Source organism: Oceanobacillus manasiensis, from assembly GCF_000724085.1.
GTDB lineage: Bacteria > Bacillota > Bacilli > Bacillales > Amphibacillaceae > Oceanobacillus_B > Oceanobacillus_B manasiensis.
This window is the reverse complement of the sequence record NZ_CCDL010000002.1, coordinates 597,826-623,667: the sequence shown is the minus strand read 5'-3', so window position 1 is coordinate 623,667 and position 25,842 is coordinate 597,826. Positions and strand designations below refer to the sequence as shown.

24 protein-coding genes and 1 pseudogene are annotated in these 25,842 nt (G+C 37.9%); all 25 read left to right on the top strand.

Features of this window, described 5'->3' with window-relative positions; all coding sequences use genetic code 11:
- The first annotated feature begins 2 nt into the window (after window positions 1-2).
- The 25 genes and pseudogenes from flhA (at window position 3) to BN985_RS12225 (ending at window position 25,797) form a co-directional block, all read left to right on the top strand.
- Complete coding sequence (gene flhA / locus BN985_RS12345) at window positions 3-2,036, top strand: flagellar biosynthesis protein FlhA (RefSeq protein ID WP_042223756.1); 2,034 nt, start codon at window positions 3-5, stop codon at window positions 2,034-2,036.
- Window positions 2,033-3,166 (top strand): flagellar biosynthesis protein FlhF, encoded by a 1,134-nt coding sequence (gene flhF / locus BN985_RS12340; RefSeq protein ID WP_042223755.1) that lies wholly within the window; start codon window positions 2,033-2,035, stop codon window positions 3,164-3,166. Before flhA ends, flhF begins: the two co-directional genes overlap by 4 nt.
- The gene (locus tag BN985_RS12335) at window positions 3,159-4,040 is read left to right on the top strand and encodes a MinD/ParA family protein (RefSeq protein ID WP_042223754.1); all 882 of its coding nucleotides are present in this window, start codon (window positions 3,159-3,161) and stop codon (window positions 4,038-4,040) included. The genes flhF and BN985_RS12335 overlap by 8 nt, the downstream gene beginning before the upstream one ends.
- Window positions 4,041-4,046: 6 nt before the next feature.
- Window positions 4,047-5,102, top strand: a complete 1,056-nt coding sequence (locus BN985_RS12330; RefSeq protein ID WP_332257490.1) for a protein-glutamate methylesterase/protein-glutamine glutaminase — start codon at window positions 4,047-4,049, stop codon at window positions 5,100-5,102.
- 79 nt (window positions 5,103-5,181) lie between these two features.
- Window positions 5,182-5,655 (top strand): chemotaxis protein CheW, encoded by a 474-nt coding sequence (locus tag BN985_RS12325; protein WP_042223753.1) that lies wholly within the window; start codon window positions 5,182-5,184, stop codon window positions 5,653-5,655.
- A gap of 3 nt (window positions 5,656-5,658) precedes the next feature.
- Window positions 5,659-6,294, top strand: coding sequence for a chemotaxis protein CheC (locus BN985_RS12320; protein WP_042223752.1), 636 nt, complete (start codon window positions 5,659-5,661; stop codon window positions 6,292-6,294).
- Window positions 6,287-6,784 (top strand): chemotaxis protein CheD, encoded by a 498-nt coding sequence (locus BN985_RS12315; RefSeq protein WP_042223751.1) that lies wholly within the window; start codon window positions 6,287-6,289, stop codon window positions 6,782-6,784. The genes BN985_RS12320 and BN985_RS12315 overlap by 8 nt, the downstream gene beginning before the upstream one ends.
- A 42-nt stretch (window positions 6,785-6,826) precedes the next feature.
- Window positions 6,827-7,606 (top strand): FliA/WhiG family RNA polymerase sigma factor, encoded by a 780-nt coding sequence (locus BN985_RS12310; protein ID WP_042223750.1) that lies wholly within the window; start codon window positions 6,827-6,829, stop codon window positions 7,604-7,606.
- Between the two features lie 221 nt (window positions 7,607-7,827).
- The gene (locus tag BN985_RS12305; protein ID WP_042223749.1) at window positions 7,828-8,124 is read left to right on the top strand and encodes a hypothetical protein; all 297 of its coding nucleotides are present in this window, start codon (window positions 7,828-7,830) and stop codon (window positions 8,122-8,124) included.
- Window positions 8,125-8,143: 19 nt separating this feature from the next.
- Window positions 8,144-8,578, top strand: a complete 435-nt coding sequence (locus tag BN985_RS12300; RefSeq protein WP_042223748.1) for a DUF6115 domain-containing protein — start codon at window positions 8,144-8,146, stop codon at window positions 8,576-8,578.
- Window positions 8,579-8,755: 177 nt separating this feature from the next.
- On the top strand, window positions 8,756-9,502 hold the full coding sequence (rpsB, locus tag BN985_RS12295) for a 30S ribosomal protein S2 (RefSeq protein WP_042223747.1): 747 nt from the start codon (window positions 8,756-8,758) through the stop codon (window positions 9,500-9,502).
- A gap of 100 nt (window positions 9,503-9,602) precedes the next feature.
- The gene (gene tsf / locus BN985_RS12290) at window positions 9,603-10,487 is read left to right on the top strand and encodes a translation elongation factor Ts (protein WP_042223746.1); all 885 of its coding nucleotides are present in this window, start codon (window positions 9,603-9,605) and stop codon (window positions 10,485-10,487) included.
- Between the two features lie 154 nt (window positions 10,488-10,641).
- Entirely contained in the window at window positions 10,642-11,364 is a 723-nt protein-coding gene (gene pyrH, locus BN985_RS12285; RefSeq protein ID WP_042223745.1) for a UMP kinase, read from the top strand.
- Between the two features lie 2 nt (window positions 11,365-11,366).
- Window positions 11,367-11,915 (top strand): ribosome recycling factor, encoded by a 549-nt coding sequence (gene frr / locus BN985_RS12280; RefSeq protein WP_042223744.1) that lies wholly within the window; start codon window positions 11,367-11,369, stop codon window positions 11,913-11,915.
- A 410-nt stretch (window positions 11,916-12,325) separates the two neighbouring features.
- Window positions 12,326-13,090 carry an isoprenyl transferase gene (locus tag BN985_RS12275; protein ID WP_042223743.1) on the top strand — a complete coding sequence of 255 codons (765 nt, stop codon included), beginning with the start codon at window positions 12,326-12,328 and terminating at the stop codon, window positions 13,088-13,090.
- 14 nt (window positions 13,091-13,104) lie between these two features.
- Window positions 13,105-13,911 carry a phosphatidate cytidylyltransferase gene (locus tag BN985_RS12270; RefSeq protein ID WP_042223742.1) on the top strand — a complete coding sequence of 269 codons (807 nt, stop codon included), beginning with the start codon at window positions 13,105-13,107 and terminating at the stop codon, window positions 13,909-13,911.
- 112 nt (window positions 13,912-14,023) lie between these two features.
- Entirely contained in the window at window positions 14,024-15,295 is a 1,272-nt protein-coding gene (gene rseP / locus BN985_RS12265) for an RIP metalloprotease RseP (RefSeq protein ID WP_042223741.1), read from the top strand.
- A 252-nt stretch (window positions 15,296-15,547) separates the two neighbouring features.
- On the top strand, window positions 15,548-19,837 hold the full coding sequence (locus BN985_RS12260) for a PolC-type DNA polymerase III (protein ID WP_042223740.1): 4,290 nt from the start codon (window positions 15,548-15,550) through the stop codon (window positions 19,835-19,837).
- Between the two features lie 176 nt (window positions 19,838-20,013).
- Window positions 20,014-20,877, top strand: coding sequence for an STAS domain-containing protein (locus tag BN985_RS12255; protein ID WP_042223739.1), 864 nt, complete (start codon window positions 20,014-20,016; stop codon window positions 20,875-20,877).
- Window positions 20,878-21,175: 298 nt separating this feature from the next.
- Window positions 21,176-21,646: pseudogene (rimP, locus tag BN985_RS12250) on the top strand (ribosome maturation factor RimP).
- 16 nt (window positions 21,647-21,662) lie between these two features.
- On the top strand, window positions 21,663-22,760 hold the full coding sequence (gene nusA / locus BN985_RS12245) for a transcription termination factor NusA (protein ID WP_042223738.1): 1,098 nt from the start codon (window positions 21,663-21,665) through the stop codon (window positions 22,758-22,760).
- 11 nt (window positions 22,761-22,771) lie between these two features.
- A complete protein-coding gene (gene rnpM / locus BN985_RS12240) occupies window positions 22,772-23,053 on the top strand; it encodes an RNase P modulator RnpM (protein WP_042223737.1) in 282 nt (93 codons plus the stop codon).
- Window positions 23,043-23,351 carry a YlxQ family RNA-binding protein gene (locus BN985_RS12235; protein WP_042223736.1) on the top strand — a complete coding sequence of 103 codons (309 nt, stop codon included), beginning with the start codon at window positions 23,043-23,045 and terminating at the stop codon, window positions 23,349-23,351. Before rnpM ends, BN985_RS12235 begins: the two co-directional genes overlap by 11 nt.
- Before the next feature lie 20 nt (window positions 23,352-23,371).
- Entirely contained in the window at window positions 23,372-25,522 is a 2,151-nt protein-coding gene (gene infB, locus BN985_RS12230) for a translation initiation factor IF-2 (RefSeq protein ID WP_042223735.1), read from the top strand.
- Window positions 25,519-25,797 carry a DUF503 domain-containing protein gene (locus BN985_RS12225; protein ID WP_042223734.1) on the top strand — a complete coding sequence of 93 codons (279 nt, stop codon included), beginning with the start codon at window positions 25,519-25,521 and terminating at the stop codon, window positions 25,795-25,797. Before infB ends, BN985_RS12225 begins: the two co-directional genes overlap by 4 nt.
- Window positions 25,798-25,842 lie beyond the last annotated feature (45 nt).

Here is a 25,842-nt window from a genome sequence, read left to right as displayed (position 1 = left end):
TAATGAAAGCTCGTGATTTATCCGTTCTTTTAGGTGTTATATTAATTATTGTAATGCTTGTCATCCCATTACCGGGATGGCTATTAAGTATACTCATTTTAAGTAATATAACCCTTGCATTAATCGTTATACTTGTATCTATGAACACCCAGGAAGCATTGCAGTTTTCTATATTTCCATCTCTCTTACTGCTTTTAACGCTTTTCCGTTTAGGATTAAATGTTTCTACCACCAGGTCTATCCTTTCGGAGGCTGAAGCTGGTGGCGTCGTAGAAACGTTTGGTACATTTGTAATTGGCGATAATCCGCTAGTAGGATTCGTTGTATTTATTATACTAGTTATCATTCAATTTTTAGTTATAACAAAAGGGTCAGAACGCGTTTCGGAAGTGGCAGCAAGGTTTACACTTGATGCCATGCCAGGAAAGCAAATGAGTATTGATGCCGATCTGAATGCCGGACTGATATCTGAGCAACAGGCAAAAGACAGGCGGGAGAAAGTAGAGAATGAAGCAGATTTCCATGGTTCAATGGATGGAGCAAGTAAGTTCGTAAAAGGGGATGCTATTGCTGGTATTATAATCGTTCTCATTAACATTATTTTCGGCTTAGTTATTGGCATGGTACAACTGGGTATGCCATTTGAAGAAGCAATTAATACATATATGAGACTGACAGTTGGGGATGGACTCGTTAGTCAAATACCTGCGTTATTAATCGCAACTGCGACAGGTATTGTCGTAACGCGTGTGGCAGGTACAGGAAACCTTGGAACAGATGTGACGGGACAGCTTCTGCAATACCCCAAGTTACTTTTTATTGCAGCTGGAACGATATTTTTACTTGGTTTAACACCAATTAACTTCTTTCTTACTACTATTATTGCTGGTGTGCTAGCGCTTAGTGGCTACTTATTACTGAAGCAAGCCGAACAGCCAGAAGTTGATGAAGTGGAAGAAGAGGTTCAGACAGAAAGCAGTGCCATGAAGACATCAGAAAATGTGGTTAGTCTAATCAATATGGATCCGATAGAATTTGAATTTGGTTATGCTCTAATTCCCCTAGCAGATACAAATCAGGGCGGGGACCTGTTGGACAGAATAATTATGATACGAAGACAATTGGCGATAGAACTAGGAATTGTCATACCGGTTGTACGTATACGAGATAACATTCAACTTAATCCAAATGAATACCAGTTGAAAATCAAGGGAAACGAAGTGGCAGAAGGAGAATTACTGCTTGATCATTACCTTGCTATGTCTCCCGACATGGCAGAGGACGATATTGATGGTATTGATACAAAGGAACCTGCATTTGGCCTTCCTGCTAAATGGATAAATGAAGAAATGAAAGATGAAGCTGAATTATCTGGTTATACTGTTGTAGATCCACCATCTGTTGTCTCCACACATATTACCGAAGTTATAAAAAAGAACGCACATACGCTATTAGGGCGCCAGGAAACAAAGCAATTAATCGATCATTTAAAAGAAAGCTATCCAATATTAGTGGAAGAAGTTACACCAGAGCCTTTATCTGTTGGAGAAATTCAAAAAGTGCTGGCTAAATTGTTGAAAGAGAATATTTCCATACGAAACCTACCCGTAATTTTCGAAACACTGGCTGACTTTTCCAAATTAACAAATGATACAGAACTGCTAGGTGAATATGTAAGACAAGCTTTATCGACACAAATTACCAAACAATATGCAGAAAGTGATTCTTCCATGCATGTACTGACAGTTTCAGGGAAAGTTGAGAAGCTTATTGCAGAAAGCATCCAGCAAACAGAGCATGGGAACTATTTAGCTCTGGATCCTGATTCGCAGCAAGAAATTATAAAGTCCCTTCACAGTGAAACAGAAAAACTATCGTTACAGGAAGAGACCGCGATCGTACTTTGTTCACCTGCAGTAAGAATGTATTTAAAACAACTTGTTGAACGCTTTCTTCCTCAGGTTGTAGTACTATCCTATAACGAATTGGAACCAACAGTGCAAGTACAAAGTGTAGGGGTGGTGAATATTCAATGAAGGTAAAAAAATACACAGCGGCTACTATGCCGGAAGCAATGAAACAGGTAAGAAAGGAATTAGGTACAGGTGCTGTCATCTTAAATTCCAAAGAAGTTAAAAGCAAAGGTTTTATGGGTCTATTTAAAAAAAGCAGAATTGAAGTAGTGGCAGCCCATGATCCCGATCCTATTAGAGCAAGCAACACCAAACCTAAAAATGAATATCTTGATAATATAAAGCCTGAGAGCAACCAAGTTAAAATGAGGAACAACTCTAATAATCAGGTGCTTGAGGAAATAAAGCAGCTAAAGAAAATGCTTGATTACACAACGGATAATACTAAAAATTACCCAGCGAATTTTCGCCTTGTATATGAAGGTCTTCTTAAACAAGAAGTTGATCCTCACCTAGCACACCAGCTTGTAGATAAGGTTTTAGAGACAGTAGGGGAGTTTGATTCCCAAGATCTCGACTATCAAGATGTAGTGGATGTTTTAGCTAAGGAATTAAGATCAGCACTGTCTGCTCTCTCTTATAATGGTTTAGATGGAACAAAAAAAATAGCGCAATTTGTGGGACCAACTGGTGTTGGTAAGACAACTACAATTGCCAAAATAGCAGCGAAATGTATGTTAGAGGAACAGAAAAGAGTAGCACTTATCACATCTGATACGTATCGTATAGCTGCTGTAGATCAGTTAAGAACATATGCCAAGATACTAGAAGTTCCAATGGAGGTTGCTTATACAGCAGAAGACTTTAAGCAAGCGTTTGAAAAATTTGCAGAGTATGATGTCATCCTTGTCGATACAGCAGGGAGAAATTTTCGAGATGAGCAGTATATAAAACAGTTAAAAGAGTCTACCCGTCCGGAGTGGAACATGGATACATATCTCGTACTAGCATTAACTGCAAAATCAGAAGATATTAGTACCATTTATGATCAGTTTTCTCCAATCGGTGTCAAAGAAGTAATCTTTACAAAAACCGATGAGACTAGACAATACGGTAGTCTTCTAAACATTTCACTTGGCAAAAATACTGGGATTGCTTACGCAACAAATGGTCAGGATGTCCCTGAAGATCTAGTCAGGTTAACACCTTCCCTAATTTGTGATTATATTATAGAAGGTTTACGACATGCTTGAAGATCAAGCAGCAAACCTGCGGGAAAGATTGAAACAGCAAAAGAGTCCTCCCCAGAAGATAAAAGAGGCGAAGACCGTTTCAATTATTAGTGGTAAAGGCGGCGTAGGGAAATCAAATGTAGCACTCAATTTATCGTTAGAATTAATTAGTCAGAACAAGCGGGTGCTATTATTTGATTTGGATATCGGCATGGGAAATATAGACATCTTAATGGGAATGCCGGCACAAAAGTCAATAGTGAATCTCCTGCATAACTATGAGGCCATAGAGGATATAATTGAGACTGGCCCACTTGGTTTAGGCTACATTGCAGGTGGTTCAGGACTAAATGAGTTATTTTCTCTTGATACCAACAGCAGAGATTATTTCTTTGAACAGTATTATAAGCTTGTTTCATCATATGATTATATTATTTTCGACATGGGTGCTGGTGCCACTAAAGATACGATGTCTTTTATTTTGGCCTCTGATGAATGTATTGTTGTTACCACTCCAGAACCGACGTCAATTACAGATGCTTATGGTATGATAAAACACATTGTAACCAACAATCCGGACATGCCTTTAAAAGTTATTATGAATAGAGCTCCCAGTGTGAAAGAAGGCAAGCGTGCTTTACAACGTTTTCGCGATGTGGTAATACGTTTTCTTCAAATAGAAATAGACGCTCTTGGCATCTTGCCTGATGATAAGCACGTAACGCAGGCCGTTATTCGGCAGATACCGTACACATTATATAATGAAAACGCTCCTGTTAGTAAGGCTATGAAACAGTTAGCCTATCATTATGCGGATGATATGCCGCAAGATTTTCAGCAATCTGGCCGTAAGAACTTCTTACAAAAATTAAAACAACTTATGACAGAGAGGTAACGGATTATGATGAATCTCATTCGTGTTCTGGTAATTGATGATTCTGCTTTTATGCGAAAGATTATTAAGGATATGTTGGAATCTGACCAGCATATCCAAGTGGTTGCTACAGCCCGTAATGGTGAGGATGGAATAAATAAAATAAAAAAATTATCACCAGACGTTGTTACACTTGATGTACATATGCCGGTAATGGATGGTATTACAGCACTTCAGCATATTATGCATGAATGCCCTGTTCCGGTTGTAATGTTGTCTAGCGCCACAGCAGAAGGTGCAGAAAAAACGCTACAAGCTATTTCCAATGGGGCTGTTGATTTTATAACAAAGCCATCAAGCAATTTAACGATGGAGAATGGTCAAATAGTACAAGAAATTATAAACAAAGTAATTGCCGCGTCCGGTGTGACAATGATTGAAGGTCCAGAAGAAGACCATGTTCTATCTACTGAGCTGCCTGTCCAAAATGGTTTACAACAATATAGTCGGACAGTCGTGACTATTGGCACATCAACTGGAGGTCCACGAGCTCTCCAACAAGTGATTCCAGGGCTACCGGCTGATTTCCCGGCTCCAGTTTTAATTGTCCAGCATATGCCCCCAGGTTTCACCAAGTCTCTAGCACAGCGCCTGAATTCGCTTTCGCCAATCAATGTTAAAGAGGCGGTGCAAGGAGAAGTTCTCGAGAATGGTACAGCATATATAGCACCAGGCGATTACCATATGCGAATAAAGAAGCATGGAACAACTATGCTATTGGAATTATCTCAAGACCCTCCAGTCAATGGGCATCGGCCATCTGTTGATGTGCTGTTTGAATCTGCAAGTGACTTGAATCAAACAAATAAAATTGCTGTCATTTTAACTGGAATGGGAAGCGATGGTTCAAATGGAATAAAGGGGCTGAAAATGAAGGACCCTTCAACTATTACCATAGCTGAATCAGAAAAGACGGCAGTTATATACGGAATGCCAAAGGCTGCTGTTAAAACCAATTGTGTTAATCACGTTGTTGCACTAAATCAAGTAGCTGAAACGCTAAAAAAACTAACTCTTGATTAATAGTTTTATAAATAATTACAAAACAGTTTTAAGTAACTATATTAACATTAAAAAATAATTAATTATGGAGGCGTCAAGTATGGAATCAATTACTACTCTCAATAGAAAAGTCATCATTTTTCAATTATGTGATGAAGAATATGCAGTATCAGTGCAGCAAGTAGGAGCAATAGAAAGGGTTCTTCCTATTACAAGAGTTCCTCAAACCGCTGACTTCGTTAAGGGTGTGATAAACCTGAGAGGAGTAGTGACCCCGGTTATCGATTTACGCGTTAGATTTAACCTAGAAGCTACAGACTACAATGAGTCTACTAGAATCATTATAATTAATTTGGAGAACATGGAAGTCGGTCTAATTGTGGATGCTGCCAATGATGTATTGGATATCTCCGAGGAGGCAATTGAACCTGCACCAGAAGTGATTGGAACAGTAGACGTAGACTATATCGAAGGTGTTGTTAAGCTGGAAGATCGATTGTTTATTCTCCTTGATCTTGAAAAGGTCTTGACCGAAGACAACATTAAAGAATTACATGGAGTGGAAGGTTCTTAACAAATGCAGGACTATACAAATCTAACCAATGTACAAAAAGATGTGCTACGGGAAATTGGTAATATAGGTGCAGGAAATGCTGCAACTTCTATGGCGAAATTGCTAAATAAAAAGATTGATATGCAAGTCCCTTCCGTTAAAGTGGTTAGTTTCGATGAAGTAATGGAATTAATTGGAGGGCCAGATAAATTAATTGCTACAGTTTTTTTTCGTATTCAAGGAGAAGCTCCAGGAACAGTATATTTTATATTATCTATCGAAGAGGCAGAATTCTTGGTAAATGAAATTGTACCAGGAAATAAGGTTAGTCTATTTGGAGATTCCACCAATGAATTTGCAATCTCTGCTCTTCAGGAAGCAGGTAACATTTTAACAGGATCCTATTTATCTGCCCTATCTGATTTTACTAATATAAACATGCAGCCATCTGTACCCTATTTAAGCATTGATATGGCAGGGGCCATTTTGACGGTTGGGTTACTGGAGTTGTCTCAGGTCTCGGATTATGCTCTTATAATTGATACTAAAATTAATGAGCAGGAAGAGCAAAAAGGTGTACGAGGAAACTTCCTACTTATACCTGACCCTGCTTCACTAACGAAGCTATTCCAGGCATTAGGGATTACCGACTATGACTGATGTTAAAACGATTGTGAAAGTAGGAATAGCAGATTTAAATATAGTTAGAGCACCGGGAATTATACGGACTTCCGGACTTGGATCGTGCGTAGGGGTTGTTATATATGATGAAGGTAAGCGAATCGCAGGACTATCACACATCCTTCTGCCAGAATCAAGTTTAGCTAAACAGGCTGAAATAAATGTATTCAAGTATGCAGATACAGCCATACCAGTCTTAGTTAATAAATTGATAGATGATGGGGCCAGGAAGTATGCATTGAAGGCCAAGCTCGCTGGTGGGGCTCAAATGTTTCATTTTACATCTAATTCCGATATCATGCGGATCGGCCCGAGAAATTCTGAAGCCGTTTTAGCTATCTTACAGGATATGTGTATACCTGTGATCGCTTCAGATATTGGCGGTAACGTGGGGAGAACAATAGAGTTTAACCCAGACACAAGTAAGCTGAAAATTAAGAAAGCCAGTAAAGAGGAACAACTGATTTAATGATAGCTAATTTGTTTATTAATTTAGAGGGAGGAGTTAACGATGGCGGTGAACAAGTCTTCTCAGGAACAAAAATTGTGGCATGATTGGCAAAATAAAAAAGATAATGATGCTGCAAATGAGCTTATCCAAATATATATGTATCTTGTAAACTATCATACTGAACGTATTTCCAGTCACTTGCCAAGCAGTGTTAATAAAGATGATGTAAAGAGCTTTGGTTTGCTTGGGTTGTATGATGCACTTAAAAAGTTTGAGCCGGCTCGTGATCTAAAGTTTGATACATATGCATCTTTTCGTATCAGGGGAGCAATCATGGATGGTTTAAGAAGAGAAGACTGGCTTCCAAGATCGTTACGCGAGAAAACAAAGAAGCTGGAGCAACTAAGTCATTCCCTAGAACAATCACTTCAGCGTATGCCGACAACTGAAGAAATTGCAGAAATGGCTGGACTGGGAGTGAAGGAAGTGGAAACTATATTGAATGATTCTTTATTTGCAAATGTACTTTCTATTGAAGAAAAACCAAAAGATGGAAGAAGCGAGCTGAAAGAAGGAATTGGCTATGCTGTACCTGATGAAACAACCGTTTTACCAGAGGTTAATGTTTTAACAAACGAGTTAAAAAAGGAACTTACAGAAGGAATTAGTAGTTTGAATTACAATGAGCAAATGGTCATTAGCTTGTTTTATCATGAGGAACTATCTTTAACAGAAATCGGACAAGTGCTGGGTTTAACTACTTCACGTATCTCGCAAATTCACAAAAAGTCTATTGTGAAATTAAGAAGTACACTTAAGAAAATACAGGCTGTTAATTGACTGCAATCCCTCTCACTCTAGATGTCTGAAAATGAATAGTTATTTAAAAAAGGAATTAGAGGTTTCGACGGCGAATCTATTTACAGTGAGTAAATGGATGAAAGCATCTAAGAGTAAGTTTTTAGGATTATATAGGGATTTGGTTTAACTAAAAATGATTCATAACACATCCATTATTCAGCGGATTCAGTGAATTCACCCGACAAAAGGGAAGTGTTGTTATGAGTTGGCGCTCGATAGAGATGCAAGTGGCATTGCCGAGAACCCAAGATGTAGGCAAATTACAGGAACAACAGATGAAGCAGCCCCAGCATTTTCAAGAGTCCTTAGCTGGAATACAGTTAAAGCAGCAAGTGATGAAACGAAAACAGGTAAATAAGCTCGGGGATACGGAAAAGATAAAGAAGGAAAATAATACGAACGATGAATTGCAAAATCGTCAGGAAAAGAAGGAACAACAACTTCTAGAAAAGGAAGTTCACCCTTTTCTAGGGCAGAGGATAGATTTCAACGGATAGTAGGGAGAATTTTAATTTTATGGAATCTTTTTTACTAATTATTAGTTTCTTATTACATATTGTGACACTTACCATTCTATTTCAGCTTTTTAAACAAAAGTCTCAACCTAAACACGATTCCCATACAGAAGACATGGTCGCTTTATTAGAAACGTATCTTCAGGAAGTAAAAGAAGAAAATGATAGGCTGCAGGAGACTATTCAAAGAAATGAGGCGAATTCGTCTTCAATAATAAAGGATGAAGTTATTACATCGTCGCAGCCGGATCAAGAAGATACATTGTACACTCCACCATCACCTGTGGAAGAAGATTATGTTGAAGCATCTTTACAAAGCAGAATTCTTCAATTACATCATTCTGGAAAAAGCAATACCGAAATCGCGAAGCAATTAGACTGTGGAAAGACAGAAGTTGAGCTAATGATAAAATTGCATGCAAAAAATGGAGAATAATACTTGCTTAGTATTAAATGGTATGATATATTAACTTTTGGTGTAAATACTATGTTCATAAAATTGAACGAGGTACGATAACACGCACGTTTAGTGATTTATATAGTGGGTGCTGTATAACAGTCTCTATATAAAGATGACCTGAACGGAGGAATAAAACCTTAGGAGGAAAATATTATGTCAGCAATTTCTATGAAGCAATTACTTGAAGCTGGTGTACATTTTGGACATCAGACTCGCCGTTGGAATCCAAAGATGAAAAAATACATCTTTACAGAGCGTAACGGCATCTACATCATTGACCTACAAAAAACAGTTAAGAAGGTTGATGAAGCTTATAACTACGTGAAAGAAATCGCGTCAAATGGCGGGACAGTACTTTTCGTTGGTACAAAAAAACAAGCACAGGATTCTGTCCGTGACGAAGCAACTCGTTCTGGAATGTTCTATGTTAACCAACGTTGGTTAGGTGGAACACTTACTAACTTCCAAACTATCCGTAAACGTATCAACCGTCTTAAAGACATTGAGCGTATGGAAGAAGACGGTACTTTTGAAGTACTGCCTAAAAAAGAAGTAGTAGATCTTTTAAAAGAGAAAGATCGTCTAGTTAAATTCCTTGGTGGAATTAAAGAAATGAACAAATTGCCTGATGCATTGTTCGTTATCGATCCACGTAAAGAACGCATTGCAATTGCGGAAGCACACAAATTGAACATTCCGATTATCGGAATTGTTGATACAAACTGTGATCCAGATGAAATTGATTATGTTATTCCTGCAAACGATGATGCCATCCGTGCAGTAAAACTTTTGACATCTAAAATGGCAGATGCTATTTTGGAAGTGAAACAAGGCGAAGAAACAGAAGAAGTGCAGACTGAAGAAGAAGCAGTAACTGCTACTGAATCAAATCAAGAGTAAATTCAAGTAAAAGGTGAGGGTGATAAGAGGATAAGAGCCTTTTATCACCCTTTTTTACAGCGAAAAACCTAGAAATGACTTATAACAAGGAGGAATTACAATGGCAGTAACAGCAAAAATGGTTAAAGAACTACGTGAAAAAACAGGTGCAGGAATGATGGATTGTAAAAAAGCACTTACAGAAACAGATGGGGATATTAATAAAGCTGCAGACTATCTTCGTGAAAAAGGCATCTCGAAAGCTGCTAAAAAAGCAGATCGTATTGCTGCTGAAGGGTCTACATACATTGAAGTTGTAGGCAATAGTGCTGTTCTTTTAGAAGTAAACTGTGAAACAGACTTCGTAGTAAAAAATGATCAGTTTAAGAATTTATTGTCAGAACTTGGTAAACATATTGTTAACCAAAAGCCAACAACTCTAGAAGAAGCACTTCAACAAGAGCTCCATGGAAATGGGGATACAGTTGAGACGTTTATTAACTCTACTGTTGCAACAATCGGAGAAAAAATTTCTCTACGTCGTTTCACAGTATTAACAAAAACAGATAATGATGCATTCGGTTCTTACCTTCACATGGGTGGACGTATTGGTGTACTATCATTGCTTGAAGGTACAACTGACGAAGATCTTGCAAAAGATGTAGCTATGCATGTAGCAGCAGTTAACCCTCGTTATGTATCTCGTGACGCAGTATCTGAAGATGAGGTAAATCATGAGCGCGAAGTATTAAAAACACAAGCATTGAATGAAGGAAAACCTGCTAATATCGTTGAGAAAATGGTAGAAGGTCGTCTTGGGAAATTCTTTGAAGAAATTTGTCTTTTAGAACAAAGTTTTGTTAAAGATCCAGACCAAAAAGTTAAGAAAATTGTAGCTGATAAAGGTGCGACTGTTCAAACATTCATCCGTTATGAAGTTGGAGAAGGTATGGAAAAACGTGAAGAAAACTTTGCTGATGAAGTAATGAGCCAAATTAAAAAATAATAAACCACATAGGGAGCACTCGTTGTTCCCTATTTCTCCAAATTACTTTACTCTTCTTTTGCTTCTGTTGTTTTTATCTACAACAAAAAAGCAAACAAAGACCAATTTTGCATAGGGAAACCCTATAAAATCTTATTTATTCATGGAGGTTATTATGACAACAGCTCGTTACCGAAGAATAGTACTAAAGTTAAGCGGAGAAGCCTTAAGTGGTGAACAGGGTTATGGCATTGAGCCAAAGATTATAAAATCCGTTGCTGAACAGGTGAAAGCAATCTCAGAATTAGATGTAGAAATAGCGATCGTTGTTGGCGGTGGTAACATCTGGCGTGGAAAAGTTGGAAGTGAAATGGGTATGGATCGTGCAAATGCCGATTACATGGGGATGCTTGCTACAATCATGAACTCACTCGCATTGCAAGATGGACTTGAAAACATTGGTATACCAACAAGAGTTCAGACTTCCATTGAAATGCGTCAGGTTGCAGAGCCTTACATAAGAAGGAAAGCTATTCGTCACCTGGAGAAAAAGCGAGTTGTTATCTTCGCGGCAGGTACTGGTAATCCGTATTTCTCTACAGACACAACAGCCGCGTTACGAGCTGCAGAAATTGAAGCTGAAGTAATTTTGATGGCCAAAAATAATGTTGACGGTGTTTACACTGATGATCCGAAAGTCAATAAAAACGCTGAGAAGTATGAGCAGCTATCCTATATGGAAATGCTAAATGAAGGATTAGGTGTAATGGATTCAACAGCTTCTACTCTTTGTATGGATAATGATATTCCACTAATTGTCTTCTCAATAACGGAAGAAGGTAACATAAAACGCGTTGTCCAAGGTGAAAACATTGGCACAACAATAAGGGGGAAATAATAATGTCAGAATCAATTATGAAAGATATGAAGGATAAGATGTCCCAAGCAGTGCAGGCTTTTTCAAAGAGCTTGGCTACTGTTCGTGCGGGGCGAGCTAATCCAGGTATTTTGGATAATGTTTATGTGGATTATTATGGAGCTTCCACTCCATTAAATCAACTCGCTTCAGTTAATGCTCCAGAAGCTAGGCTGCTTGTTATTACACCATATGATAAATCAGCGATTCAAGAAGTAGAAAAAGCAATCCAAAAAGCAGATTTAGGATTATCTCCGTCTAGTGATGGAAATGTTATCCGTATTAATATTCCTGCACTTACGGAAGAACGTCGTAAAGACCTAATTAAAGTTGTTGGAAAATATGCAGAAGAATCTCGTGTGCAAATTCGTAATATTCGTAGAGATGCCAATGATCAGCTGAAAAAGTCAGATGACTTAACAGAAGATGATGTGCGCGCTGCGCAAGATGATGTACAAAAGGAAACAGACCAGCACATTGCTCGTATTGATCAACTTGCAAAAGACAAAGAAAAAGAAATTACGGAAGTTTAATTCATACCTTTTTCTGTACAATAAGTTGTAATAGCCCTCTTCTTATAAGGGGGCTTTTCTTTTCTTCCATCTATATGCAGGTTCATACCTAGAAGGTACCATTCGTATCATATCTGTATAAATCATGGTATAGTGGAAAGAAGGTTTACCGGTCAGTAAATGAACTACCAGTAAAGTAATAGAAAGAAATTACGATAAAAAACTAAAAAGATGTATGAGAGTAGTTATGATAAAGGATTCAATGAAAAGATTACATAACGTATTCCTTTTTTTCGATATAATTCTCATGGCTTTTAATGATATAATGATAATTCATACCACCTATACTGAATAGAATGTATTGATCCAAGCATAAACATATAGTGTGTGCGAGAGGGTATGGATAATCAACTGCATTCGGAGGACATAAGATGTCAATGAAACTTCCATTTTTAAAAACGAAACAAATAGATGATCCAATAGAACAAAAGGATATAGAAAATGTCCCAAACCATGTTGCCATCATCATGGATGGTAATGGCAGGTGGGCAAAAAAACGTTCACTACCACGTATTGCCGGGCATAAAGAAGGTGTAAGTGCTGTTATGAAAGTTGTACGTGCTGCTAGTAACTACAACGTAAAAGTTCTTACATTATATGCATTTTCTACAGAGAACTGGAAAAGACCAAAATCTGAGATTGATTTTTTAATGAAACTTCCCAAGGAATTCTTACATATCTACCTTCCAGAATTAATGGAAAAAAATGTTCGAATCGAAACAATTGGTGATTTTGATGCGTTGCCCGCTCATACTAAAAAGGCAGTTCAATATGCAAAAGATAAAACAAAGAATAATGATGGATTATTATTAAATTTTGCATTAAACTATGGTAGTAGGTATGAAATCATGCAGGCCATTAAGCGAATCATGACCGATATTGATTGCTCGAAAATTTCGCTTGATACATTGGATGAAAAGGCCTTTTCTGATTACCTATATACGCAGGGATTAAGCGACCCAGATTTATTAATACGTACAAGTGGTGAGCAACGATTGAGTAACTTCCTGCTCTGGCAACTAGCTTATACAGAGTTTTGGTTTACTGATGTATTGTGGCCTGACTTTAGTGAAGCTGTTTTTGTAGAAGCATTAAATGATTATCAGCAGCGAAAGCGCCGCTACGGAGGAATTTAGGTGATTAAAGTATTATGAAACAAAGAATACTGACAGCAATTATAGCACTAATTATCTTTGTACCATTTGTCATATTTGGAGGGTTACCCTTTGAATTATTTGTCTATTTAATGGCTACAATTGGGTTAATAGAGCTTATGCGCATGAGGGAGATTGGAAAGTATTCTGTATCTTCAGCGTTAGGGATTTTATTACTTTGGATGCTCATGCTTCCAGCAAATGGATTTGAATTTATTTCAATACCCGAGTCGCTATTCATTAAATCAGATGTTATTATGTTAGTTGTATTGCTCTTATTATCTTATACTGTTCTTGTTAAGAACAGGTTTTCTTTTGACCATGCAGGATTTGTGTTACTTGCAACGATTTATGTAGGAATGGGCTTTTCGTTCTTAATTGAAACAAGAAATTATACAACGGATGGCCTTGCAACAATTGTATATGTATTCCTTGTTATTTGGGCAACAGATACAGGGGCTTACTTTTTTGGACGAGCATTTGGAAAGAAAAAACTCTGGCCGAAGATTAGTCCTAATAAGACAGTGGAAGGCGCAGTTGGTGGTGTGTTACTAGCATGTGTTGTAGCCATCATATTCCATTTGTTTAGTCCAATTCAACAGCATTCTATGTTAGTGGTTGTACTAGTGACAGTATTAGCCTCCATTTTTGGCCAAGTTGGAGATCTTGTAGAATCGGCATTTAAACGACATTATGGGGTGAAGGATTCTGGGGACATACTACCAGGTCATGGCGGGATATTAGACCGGTTTGACAGTATGTTGTTTGTTTTACCTGTCTTGCATTTCATAGGCTTTGTATAATTATAGAAATATTTATGACTCGGTCATCGTATACTTAAAAGTCACCCAATACGAAATAATGACAATCTCCTGATCATCATATACTGATATCGGTTAAAGGAAGGTGTTTTTATTGAACACAGTTATCGCATTTATTTTCATGTTTGGACTACTCGTGTTTATACATGAATGGGGTCACCTCATTTTCGCCAAACGTGCTGGCATGTTAGCACGTGAATTTGCAATTGGCTTCGGACCCAAGATTTTCGCGTTTACTCGCAATGAGACAGTTTATACAATACGTCTATTACCGATCGGTGGATATGTACGTGTTGCAGGAGAAGACCCTGAGATAATAGAATTAAAACCAGGCTACCATGTTGGACTTGAATTTAATGATGATGGCAAAGTGAATCGCATTATTGTGAATAATAAGTCCAAGCATCCTAATGCTAGGGTCGTGGAGATTGAGTATGCTGATTTGGATCATCGTTTAGTAATCGAAGGTTATGAGCCAGACGATCATGATGAAAAACTACAATTTGAAGTAGACCGAAAAGCATTCTTTGTTATGGATGAAAGAGAGACACAAATCGCGCCATATGACAGACAGTTTGCTTCTAAAAGTGTTGGAAAGCGAGCAATGCAGTTGTTCGCTGGGCCTATGATGAACTTTATTTTGGCAATGGTGATCTTTTTCATTCTTGGTATTATACAAGGGGCACCTGTTGATCAGGCACAAATGGGAGAAATAGAAGAAGGTAGTCCGGCTGAAACAGCAGGTTTGCAAAAAAATGATGAAGTGGTGAAAATAGGCGATACATCTGTGTCCACCTGGGATGAGTTTACTACAATTGTCAGAGCCAACCCCGGTCAAGAATTAGATATTATTGTCCAGCGTAATGGCGAACAAGTTCCACTAACGGTAACTCCTAGAGAGTTGGAAGTGGAAGGTGTAGATGGGAAAGAAACAATTGGTCAACTAGGTGTGAATCTAGCTTATGAAAAATCAGTACTTGGTACACTCAAATATGGTTTTACCCAAACCTATGACACAACAAAATTAATTTTAACGAATCTTGGTATGTTAATTACTGGACAGGTTTCTATTGATATGTTGTCGGGTCCGGTCGGTATCTATGATGCTACAGACCAAGTTGTACAAACTGGTTTTATGAATTTCCTTTTATGGACAGCAATATTAAGTATTAATCTTGGTATTGTCAATCTCGTTCCGCTTCCTGCACTTGATGGAGGAAGACTATTGTTTGTCGGAGTTGAAGCGATTCGCGGCAAACCAATTGCGCCTGAAAAAGAAGGGATCTTTCACTTCGTTGGCTTTGCATTATTAATGTTACTCATGATCGTCGTAACTTGGAACGATATCCAACGCTTATTCCTGTAGGATTATAGATATTTAAGCGTTAAGACTGATAAATAGAAATCGCTACTAAATTATTCAAAGGCTGAAATGTACGTAGCAATTGCGTCAAGTTAGCGCAGTATTTGCCTCACAGTGAACTACAAATAATACAGCAAGAGTTGAGAACCTTTGTCTTGAAATCGACAAAGGTTCTCGCTGATTTTACCTCGTTTTTTTGGTAAAATATGTTGAGGAGTCAAAAAACGATTCACAGCTGTAACAGGGGGATATATGATGGACTTAACAAAAAAAGAAAAAATGCGTCTTCTCTTAAAACAGCTGCAAATTGCTGGAGAAGATGTAGAAGCCTTTTTTAATGATAGTTATCTAGAAAAACTCGAAATATATAAAAAAACCAAAACGTGGCATTTTCATATATATGTAGAACGCGTATTGCCAATACAGGTTTACCAGCTTTTGGCTGGTAAATTAAATGACACTTTTGAGCATGTCGCCACTACAGAATTAACTGTTCTAACAGAAGATAATAGCTGTGATGAAGAGACCATTACAGCATACTGGAAACTATTCGTAGGAAGTAAGACAGATTTGTCGCCTGCTTACAAGGACTTAATTCATGAGCAAATACCTCAAGTAAACAGTAATAAGATTATGTTAACTGTGAGAAATGAAGCAGAAGGCTCTGCCCTGAAAAAACGACTTGATCCAGATTTTAAATTGTTTTGCTTAAAAGCTGGTCTTCGTTATTATCCAATTGAAACAGAAGTCAAAGCTGAGGAAGAAGCACTAAAAAAGTTTAAAGAACAAAAAGCGATGGAGGATCAGAAGCTCGTTCTTAAGACTGTTCAAGAAAAAGAGAAAAGAGATACTCAGAAAATACAGCAAGACAATCGTCCTCTAACATTGGGCTATAAAATACAAGATGAACCTCTTCAAATCCAAGAGATACAAGACGAAGAACGCCGCGTTACCATCCAGGGTTACATCTTTGATGTAGACATTCGCAAGTTACGTTCTGGTAGAAGTCTTTTAATTATTAAAGCCACAGATTACACGGATTCCCTACAAATTAAAATGTTCTCTAAAGGTGATGAAGATGCTGAAAAATTTGAAACAGTGAAAAAAGGGATGTGGATTAAAGCTAGGGGTAGCATTCAAACAGATATGTATACAAATGAGCTAGCTATGATGGCAAATGACATTCACGAAATAAAAGTTGAAACACGGATGGATGATGCTCCTGAAGATAAAAGAAGGGTAGAGCTACATGCTCATTCCACTATGAGTCAAATGGATGCTGTTGTTTCGCCTAGTAATTTAATAGCCCAGGCAGCAAAGTGGGGTCATAAGGCAGTTGCTATTACTGATCATGCAGGTGTGCAAGGTTTCCCTGACGCACATGCTGCGGGTCAAAAGAATGGAATTAAAGTCCTTTATGGAGTAGAAGCAAATCTTGTAGATGATGGCGTACCAATTGCTTATAATGAACAGGATATTGATCTAGCAAGTGCCAACTACATTGTTTTTGACGTGGAAACGACTGGATTGTCTGCAGTGTATGACACCATTATTGAACTTGCTGCCGTAAAAGTTTGCAACGGAGAGATTGTTGATAGGTTTGAATCATTCGCAAACCCACATCACCCCTTGTCACAAACAACGACAGACTTAACTGGTATTACAGATGACATGGTAAAAGATGCACCAGAAGTATCGACTGTTCTCAAAGACTTTCATAAATGGATGGGTAAGGATATTTTAGTTGCGCATAACGCTAGTTTTGACATGGGATTTCTAAACCAAGGTTTTAAAAGAATAGATTATCCTAAGGCTGAAAATGCTGTAATGGATACGCTAGAGCTTGCCAGATTTTTATTCCCTGAATTAAAAAACCATCGACTTAATACATTATGTAAGCACCTTGACATTGAGCTTACACAGCATCATAGAGCTATTTATGATGCAGAAGCTACAGGTTATTTATTATGGAAGCTTGTGCAAAAGCTTTTGGAAAAAGAAATCGCAAATCATCTTCACTTGAATAACCATATGGGAGAAGGCAATGCATACCAGCGTTCACGACCATTTCATTGCACCATAATGGCAAAATCAGATGAAGGGTTGAAAAATATTTATAAGCTCGTTTCCCATGCGCATATCGACTACTTTTATAGGGTCCCTCGTATACCGAGATCTCTTTTGAAAAAGTACCGAGAGGGTCTGCTTATCGGTTCTGCATGTGATAAAGGCGAAGTTTTTGAAACTATGATGCAGAAATCAGCTGAAGAAGCGGAAAGTGTGGCCGAATTTTATGATTACATTGAAGTACAGCCACCTGCAAACTATGCACACTTAATTGAGAAAGACCTCGTACAGAATGAAGCTCAAATTCTAGATATTATAAAAAAGTTAGTGGATATGGGAGATCGTTTGGGTAAAACTGTTGTAGCCACAGGTAATGTACATTATTTAGATGACCATGACAAGGTTTACCGACAAATATTGATAGCTGCTCAAGCTGGTAACCCACTCAATCGTCAAACACTTCCTGAAACACCATTCCGTACGACTACTGAAATGGTAAAGGCATTTCATTTTCTTGGTGAGGAGAAAGCGAATGAAATTGTGGTGGAAAACTCAAATAAAATTGCCGATGAAATTGACGAAATTTCACCAGTGAAAGATGGTCTTTTCACTCCTACAATTGAAGGTGCTGACCAGGAAATGCGTGATCTTTGCTATACCAGAGCAAAGAAAATATACGGTGAACCGGTGCCACAAATTGTAACAGATCGCCTTGAGAAAGAGCTAGAAAGTATAATTGGACATGGGTTTGCGGTTATTTATTTAATTTCTCATAAGCTTGTGAAGAAGTCGCTTGACGACGGGTATCTTGTTGGTTCTCGTGGCTCCGTAGGGTCATCTTTTGTAGCAACAATGACGGAAATTACAGAAGTAAACCCATTACCGCCACATTATGTATGCTTAGAATGTCATCACCATGAGTTTATTACAGATGGTTCTGTGGGAAGCGGATTTGACCTTGATGATAAAAATTGCCCGCAATGTAACATACCCCTTACTAAAGATGGCCAGGACATTCCATTTGAGACTTTCCTTGGCTTTAAAGGGGATAAAGTCCCTGATATTGACTTAAACTTCTCAGGGGCATACCAGCCACAAGCACACAACTACACTAAAGAATTATTTGGGGTTGATAATGTTTACCGAGCAGGTACCATTGGAACGATTGCCGAGAAAACCGCCTATGGATATGTGAAAGGTTACGCTTCTGACAAACAGCTTGTATATAAAAATGCTGAGGTAGACAGGCTTGTACAAGGAACGACTGGTGTTAAACGCACGACGGGTCAGCATCCTGGTGGCATTATTGTTGTACCCGATGATAAAGAAATCTTTGATTTTACCCCAATTCAATTTCCAGCAGATGATCGTAAAAGTGAATGGAGAACAACACATTTTGATTTCCATTCCATACATGATAATTTGCTTAAACTTGATATTTTAGGTCATGATGATCCTACGGTAATACGGATGCTACAAGACTTAAGCGGAATTGACCCTAAAACAATTCCTACAGATGACCCTGAGGTAATGAAGATCTTTTCAGGTACAGATTCATTAGGGGTTACACCAGAGCAAATTTATTGTAAAACAGGTACATTAGGGGTTCCAGAGTTTGGTACTAAATTTGTAAGACAAATGCTTGAAGATACAAAACCAAGTACATTTGCGGAGCTGGTCATTATTTCTGGTCTCTCACATGGTACAGACGTTTGGCTTGGTAATGCACAGGAACTGATTAACGATGGAATATGTGAGCTGCCGGACGTGATTGGTTGTCGTGATGACATTATGGTCTATTTAATGCATAAAGGTTTGGAAGCTTCTTTGGCATTTAAAATTATGGAATTTGTACGAAAAGGAAAAGGGCTGCAGGATGAATGGATTACAGAAATGAAGAAACACGGTGTGCCGGATTGGTATATAGAATCATGTAAAAAGATTAAATATATGTTTCCTAAAGCACACGCCGCAGCTTATGTTTTGATGGCTGTTCGAATAGCCTACTTTAAAGTCCACCATCCGATCTTCTTCTATGCTGCTTACTTCACTGTAAGAGCGGATGACTTTGAACTAGATACCATGATAAAAGGGCCGGCTGCTATTAAACAACGGATTGATTCCATTACAGCCAAGGGGAACGAAGCACCTCCAAAAGAAAAAAGTCTTCTAACAGTACTGGAAATATCTTTGGAAATGTGTGAACGTGGTTTTCACTTTAATAAGGTTGACCTCTACAAATCTAGTGCTACTGAATTTATTGTAGATGGCAATTCCTTATTACCCCCGTTTAATGCAGTAGATGGCTTGGGTACAAACGCTGCGCTCAATATTGTGAAAGCAAGAGAAGAAGGGGAATTTCTCTCGAAGGAAGATTTACGTGAAAGAAGTAAAATTTCTAAAACAGTATTAGAATATCTTGATAACCATGGATGCCTTGAAGGAATGGCAGAAAAAAATCAATTATCCTTGTTTTAAATTATAGAAAAGAGGGAAAATAAGGGTAGCTAGTCTACCCTTTTTCCTATATTTGGAAGTAGGGTCCACCTATTTCTTTTTTTGTGGATGTAAGATGTTATGATATAATCGGTGCAGAATATTCAAAGAATTTACTTGGCGGTACTATACATAAGATGAAGGAGATGCAGCTATTTATGAGTTATATTTTTAATAATAAAGCTGATTTAGAAAATTTTATTATAAAAAACAGAAAGGAACTAGAAGCACTGCTACTTAATGAAGCATCAATTGGCTATGATAAAATAGAAGAAATTAAGCTTATCGGTGGTATTAATCTGGTGGAAAATGCTTATCATCTTATTCTTATGTTCGTTAATAACGAGGAGCAGAAAGTGATAGACTTTGCCAAAAAAGAAGGTGTTGCCTGGGCGAAAACGACACTCACCTTATCATTTAAGCTTGAATGGGTAAAAGCAATCAGAAAATCTTTTTGGAGCTTCTTATATGAATATGAAAAAACCTATGATATGAAGCCATTGAGTGAAAACTCTTATGAGATGGTTATCAAAATAAATAAATTAATTGATGAGTTCTTTCAAGGCTTCTTTATTTCTTATTCAGATTATAAGGAAGAGTTATTAGAGAAAGAGCGAAAGCTTGTTGAGAATTTATCTGTGCCAATTATTCCAATTACGAATAACACAAGTATTTTACCTTTAATTGGTACCATTGACACATATAGAGCAGGAATAATCGAAGAAAAGGTCCTTATGGAAATTGGGAAAAATCATGTCGAGAAATTACTTATGGATCTTTCAGGAATTGCAGAAATGGATAAAGAGGCAATACATTATTTCCTTAAACTACTTGATGGTATTTCCATGATGGGTTGTGAAACAACGATAACCGGATTACGACCAGATATTGTTCGAGAGATCATAGCGTTTGACGTATCCTTCGGTGAAAAAGTAAAAACAACAGGGAATCTTCAACAAGCTCTAGGACTTTTCACCAATAAAGATAAAGAGGAAAAGGTGCTCTCTTCGTTTAAGAGTTAACGATTACGGCTATACTATAAACGTGCCCCCTCATCTTGCATTAGATAAACCTTTATGATATACTATTTTTTGGTAAGTAATGATACGAACGGTTAAAAGAGTGGGTATACGCCCACTCTTTCTTCATACTTCTTTTCAACTTCGCGTAAACTCCCCCTTGCCACCGCATTACGGCAGGGGTTTTCTATTGATTTAGAACATGATCAAATGAAAAGTAGTGTGATGGTTCATACTATCAGAAAAGACGGCTAATATTAGCTGATAGGCAGCAAAACAACTGAATAAAGGAGGATGAATGGTGAGTTCTCAAGTAATACAAACAACAGAGGAATTATTGCGGCCGATTTTGGAACCCAAAAAACTGGAACTTGTTGATGTAGAATACGTAAAAGAAGGAAAAAACTGGTTCTTACGTGTGTATATTGATAAACCAGGCGGAGTAGATATTACCGAATGTGGTGAAGTTTCTGAAGAACTAAGTGAGAAACTGGATAGCACAGATCCTATTAAGGAAGCGTATTTTTTAGAAGTATCTTCCCCTGGGGTAGAGCGACCATAAAAGAAAAAAGAAGATTCCCAAAATAACATTGAAAAAAATATCTTTGTAAAACTTTACGAGCCAATACAAGGTGAGAAGGAATATGAAGGTATTCTAAAAAGCTTTGACAATGATCTCTTAACAATAGAGTACAAGGAAAAAACAAGAAAAAAACAAGTAGAACTACCATACGATAAAATAGCAAAAGCACGACTTGCTGTAATGTTTTAGAAGGGGGAAAAAGAACGTGAGCAATCAGTTGTTTGAAGCGATTGATTATTTGGCAAAGGATAAAGGGATTGACAAGGATATTCTTCTAGAGGCACTGGAAGCAGCTTTAATCTCTGCATATAAAAAGAATTTTAAATCCGCTACAAATGTTCGAGTAGAACTTAATGAAGAAACTGGCAAGATGGGTGTCTTTTCTAGAAAAACAGTTGTCGAGGAAGTCGAAGACAACCAAGAAGAGATGTCCCTCGAAGAAGCGATAAAGATTGATCCTAACTACACAATTGAAGACGTGGTAGAAGTTGAAGTAACACCTAAAGACTTTGGACGTATTGCAGCACAAGCGGCGAAACAAGTTGTGACACAACGAGTTAGAGAAGCAGAACGTGGAGTGATTTTCTCTGAGTATGCTGACCGTGAAGAGGATGTAATGACCGGTATTATTCAGCGTAAGGATCCAAGATTTGTGTATGTAAACCTTGGTAAAATAGAGGCGAAGCTAGCTGAAGCTGAACAAATGCCAACAGAAGAATACTATGTTCACGACCGTTTGAAAGTGTTTGTGACCAAAGTAGAAAATACGAGCAAGGGTCCACAAATTTATATTTCTAGATCTCATCCAGGCCTTTTAAAACGTTTGTTTGAAATGGAAGTACCAGAAATTTATGAAGGTATTGTAGAAATTAAGTCTGTTGCACGTGAAGCTGGGGACCGTTCTAAAATATCTGTGCACGCACCAGATCCAGAAATAGACCCAGTAGGATCATGTGTTGGTCAAAAGGGTCAACGTGTACAAGCGATTGTAAACGAGTTAAAAGGTGAAAAGATTGATGTGGTCGAGTGGTCTGAGGATCCAGTAGTATATGTATCCAATGCTCTAAGCCCTTCTAAAGTGGTAGATGTGTTAGTGAATGAGGAAGAGAAAGCTACCACGGTTATAGTTCCAGATTACCAGCTATCCCTAGCTATCGGAAAACGTGGTCAGAATGCTCGTCTTGCTGCTAAACTTACTGGCTGGAAGATTGATATTAAGAGTGAATCTGAGGCACGAGAAGAGGGCTTGTTAAAAGAACAGGAAGAGGTTCTACCAGACACTGAGGAAGACTTGTTCGAGTAGGAGGCTGTCCAATGGTGCAAAAAAGAAAAATACCTGAGCGTAAATGTGTCGTAACAAATGAAATGAAGCCGAAGAAACAGCTTATACGCGTTGTCCGCAATAAGGATGGCGAGGTGTTTGTGGATGAGACAGGTAAGAAAAATGGCCGCGGGGCTTATTTAACAAGGGATCCTGAAGTTATCCGACAAGCTGAGAAAACCGGCGTCCTAAACCGCCAATTGAATACAGAAGTGAACGCAAAGATCTACGAGGACTTATTACAATTGGTTGAAGGTAAAAAAAATGAATCATAATAATAATTCGTACTTAAATATGATTGGACTTGCATACCGAGCGCGAAAAATTTCCTTGGGAGAAGAGGCAATTGTCAAGGATATTAGACAAAACAGAGCAAAGCTTATCCTCTTGGCTAGTGATATAGGTCCGCAAACGAGAAAAAAGCTCACGGACAAGTGCAAATCGTACAATGTACCATATGAGATAGTTGATGATAGAGAGACACTATCACAAGCTATTGGAAAATCCCAAAGAGTAGCTGTTGCGATTTTAGATGCAGGATTTGCTACTAAGATTCAATCGTTACTCGGGTAATTAAATTCGGGGGTGAACGTATGAGTAAAATGCGTGTATATGAATATGCAAAAAAAATAAATAAACCTAGTAAAGATGTTATCAATTATTTAGAAGAAATTAATGTAGAAGTGTCTAACCACATGTCTACCATTTCAGCTGATACCGTTAGTAAGCTAGATGAAAAATTCAACTCAACGCCTAAGACATCTGAGAAACCAAACCAGACATCAGGCGGTAATGGTGGGACAAAAAACGTGAACACTAATACATCGGAGACTAAAAAAAATCATAATCAAGGGAATAAAGGGAAAAATAAGCCGAATTCCAATCAACAACGAAACAATGGTAATTCAAATTTCCAAAACAAAAAGCAAAAAGGGAATAGAAGAGGTAATCAACAACACCAGGCTCCTAAACAACCTGTGGTGAAAGAAACACCAAAGCAAATCACCTATAGTGAAACACTTACTGTAAGTGATCTTGCTGCTAAATTAAACAAAGATGCTTCAGAGATTATTAAGAAATTAATGTTCCTAGGTGTTATGGCAACAAAAAACCAGGACCTAGATGATGATGCAATTGAGTTAATCTGTGGCGAGTTTGACGTTAAAGTTGAAAAAGAAATAATTTTAGAAGATACAGACTTTGATAAATACCTTGAAGAAGATAAAGAAGCTGATCTTGTAGAACGTCCAGCTGTTGTTACCATTATGGGACACGTTGACCATGGAAAAACAACATTATTGGATGCTATTCGCCATACAAAAGTTACAGCTGGAGAAGCTGGTGGAATTACACAGCATATTGGAGCATACCAAGTAGAAAACGATGGTAAGAAAATCACGTTCCTTGATACACCTGGCCATGCTGCTTTTACAAGCATGCGTTCAAGAGGTGCGCAAGTTACAGATATTGCTATTTTAGTGGTTGCTGCAGATGATGGTGTTATGCCACAGACTGTGGAAGCAATTAACCACGCAAAAGCTGCTGAAGTACCAATCATTATTGCAGTTAACAAAATGGATAAAGAAGGCGCCAATCCGGACCGTGTTATGCAAGAATTAACGGAATATGAACTAATCCCTGAAGATTGGGGCGGTAGCACGATTTTTGTGAACTTATCAGCCATCAAAAATGAGGGGATTGATGACCTGTTAGAAATGATCGTACTCGTTTCTGAAATGGAAGAATTAAAAGCTAATCCTAAGGCAAATGCTTTTGGTACCGTAATTGATGCACAGTTGGATAAAGGGCGCGGTTCTGTTGCTACATTACTAGTACAAAATGGAGAACTTCATGTGGGAGACTCTCTAGTAGTAGGGAATACCCATGGTCGAGTACGCGCTATGGTAAATGATCTTGGTCAACGGGTAACTGAGGCAGGCCCATCTACTCCTGTTGAAATCACAGGATTAAATGAAGTCCCACAAGCTGGAGACCAGTTCCTTGTATTTACCGATGAGAAGAAGGCACGACAAATTGGGGAAGCCCGTCAACAAAAACAAATTCAGGAAAACAGAACTGAACAAACAAAAGTTAGTCTGGATGACTTGTTTGAACAAATCAAACAAGGGGAAATGAAGGAAATCAATATTATTATAAAAGCAGATGTTCAAGGTTCTGCTGGTGCATTAGCTTCTTCCTTACAAAAGATTGAGGTAGAGGGAGTTAATATTAAGATTATCCATACTGGTGTAGGTGCAATTACTGAATCAGATATCATTTTAGCCTCTGCATCAAACGCTATCGTAATTGGATTCAACGTAAGACCTGACGCAAATGCTAAAAAGGCTGCAGAATCCGAAAAAGTAGATGTCCGTCTTCACCGTGTTATTTATAAAGCGATTGAAGAAGTTGAGGCTGCTATGAAGGGAATGCTTGACCCGGAATTTGAAGAAAAAGTAACAGGGCAAGCAGAGGTTCGTGAAACCTTTAAAGTGTCTAAAATCGGTACAATAGCTGGTAGTTATGTAACAGAAGGTAAAATTACAAGAGATGCTGGAATTCGATTGATTCGCGATGGCGTTGTTCATTTCGAAGGAGAAATCGATGCATTAAAACGTTTTAAAGATGATGTAAAAGAAGTTGCACAGAACTATGAGTGTGGTATCACAATTAAAAACTTTAATGATATTAAAGAAGGCGATATTATTGAAGCATATGTGATGGAGGAAATTGAACGTAAATGATCGTATACGCCGAAGTGGAGTGTATGATGTATGATGGGCATTCCCTTAAACAAAAAAGGTCTGTTTTAAAAAAGTTAATTGCAAAGCTGCAGAACACATTTAATGTAGCTGTAACAGAGCTTGACTACCATGACTTATGGCAACGAACAAAGATTGGCATTGTGACCATTTCTAATGACTACGGACATTCTGAAAAGGTCATGCAAGAAGTGTTGAAAATCATTGATACGTACGTGGAACTTGAAAGAACACAAACCACGATTGAAAGAATGTAGATGTTCGATTGATTAACAGACGAGTTGTGTGCGTATTTTTAAAGA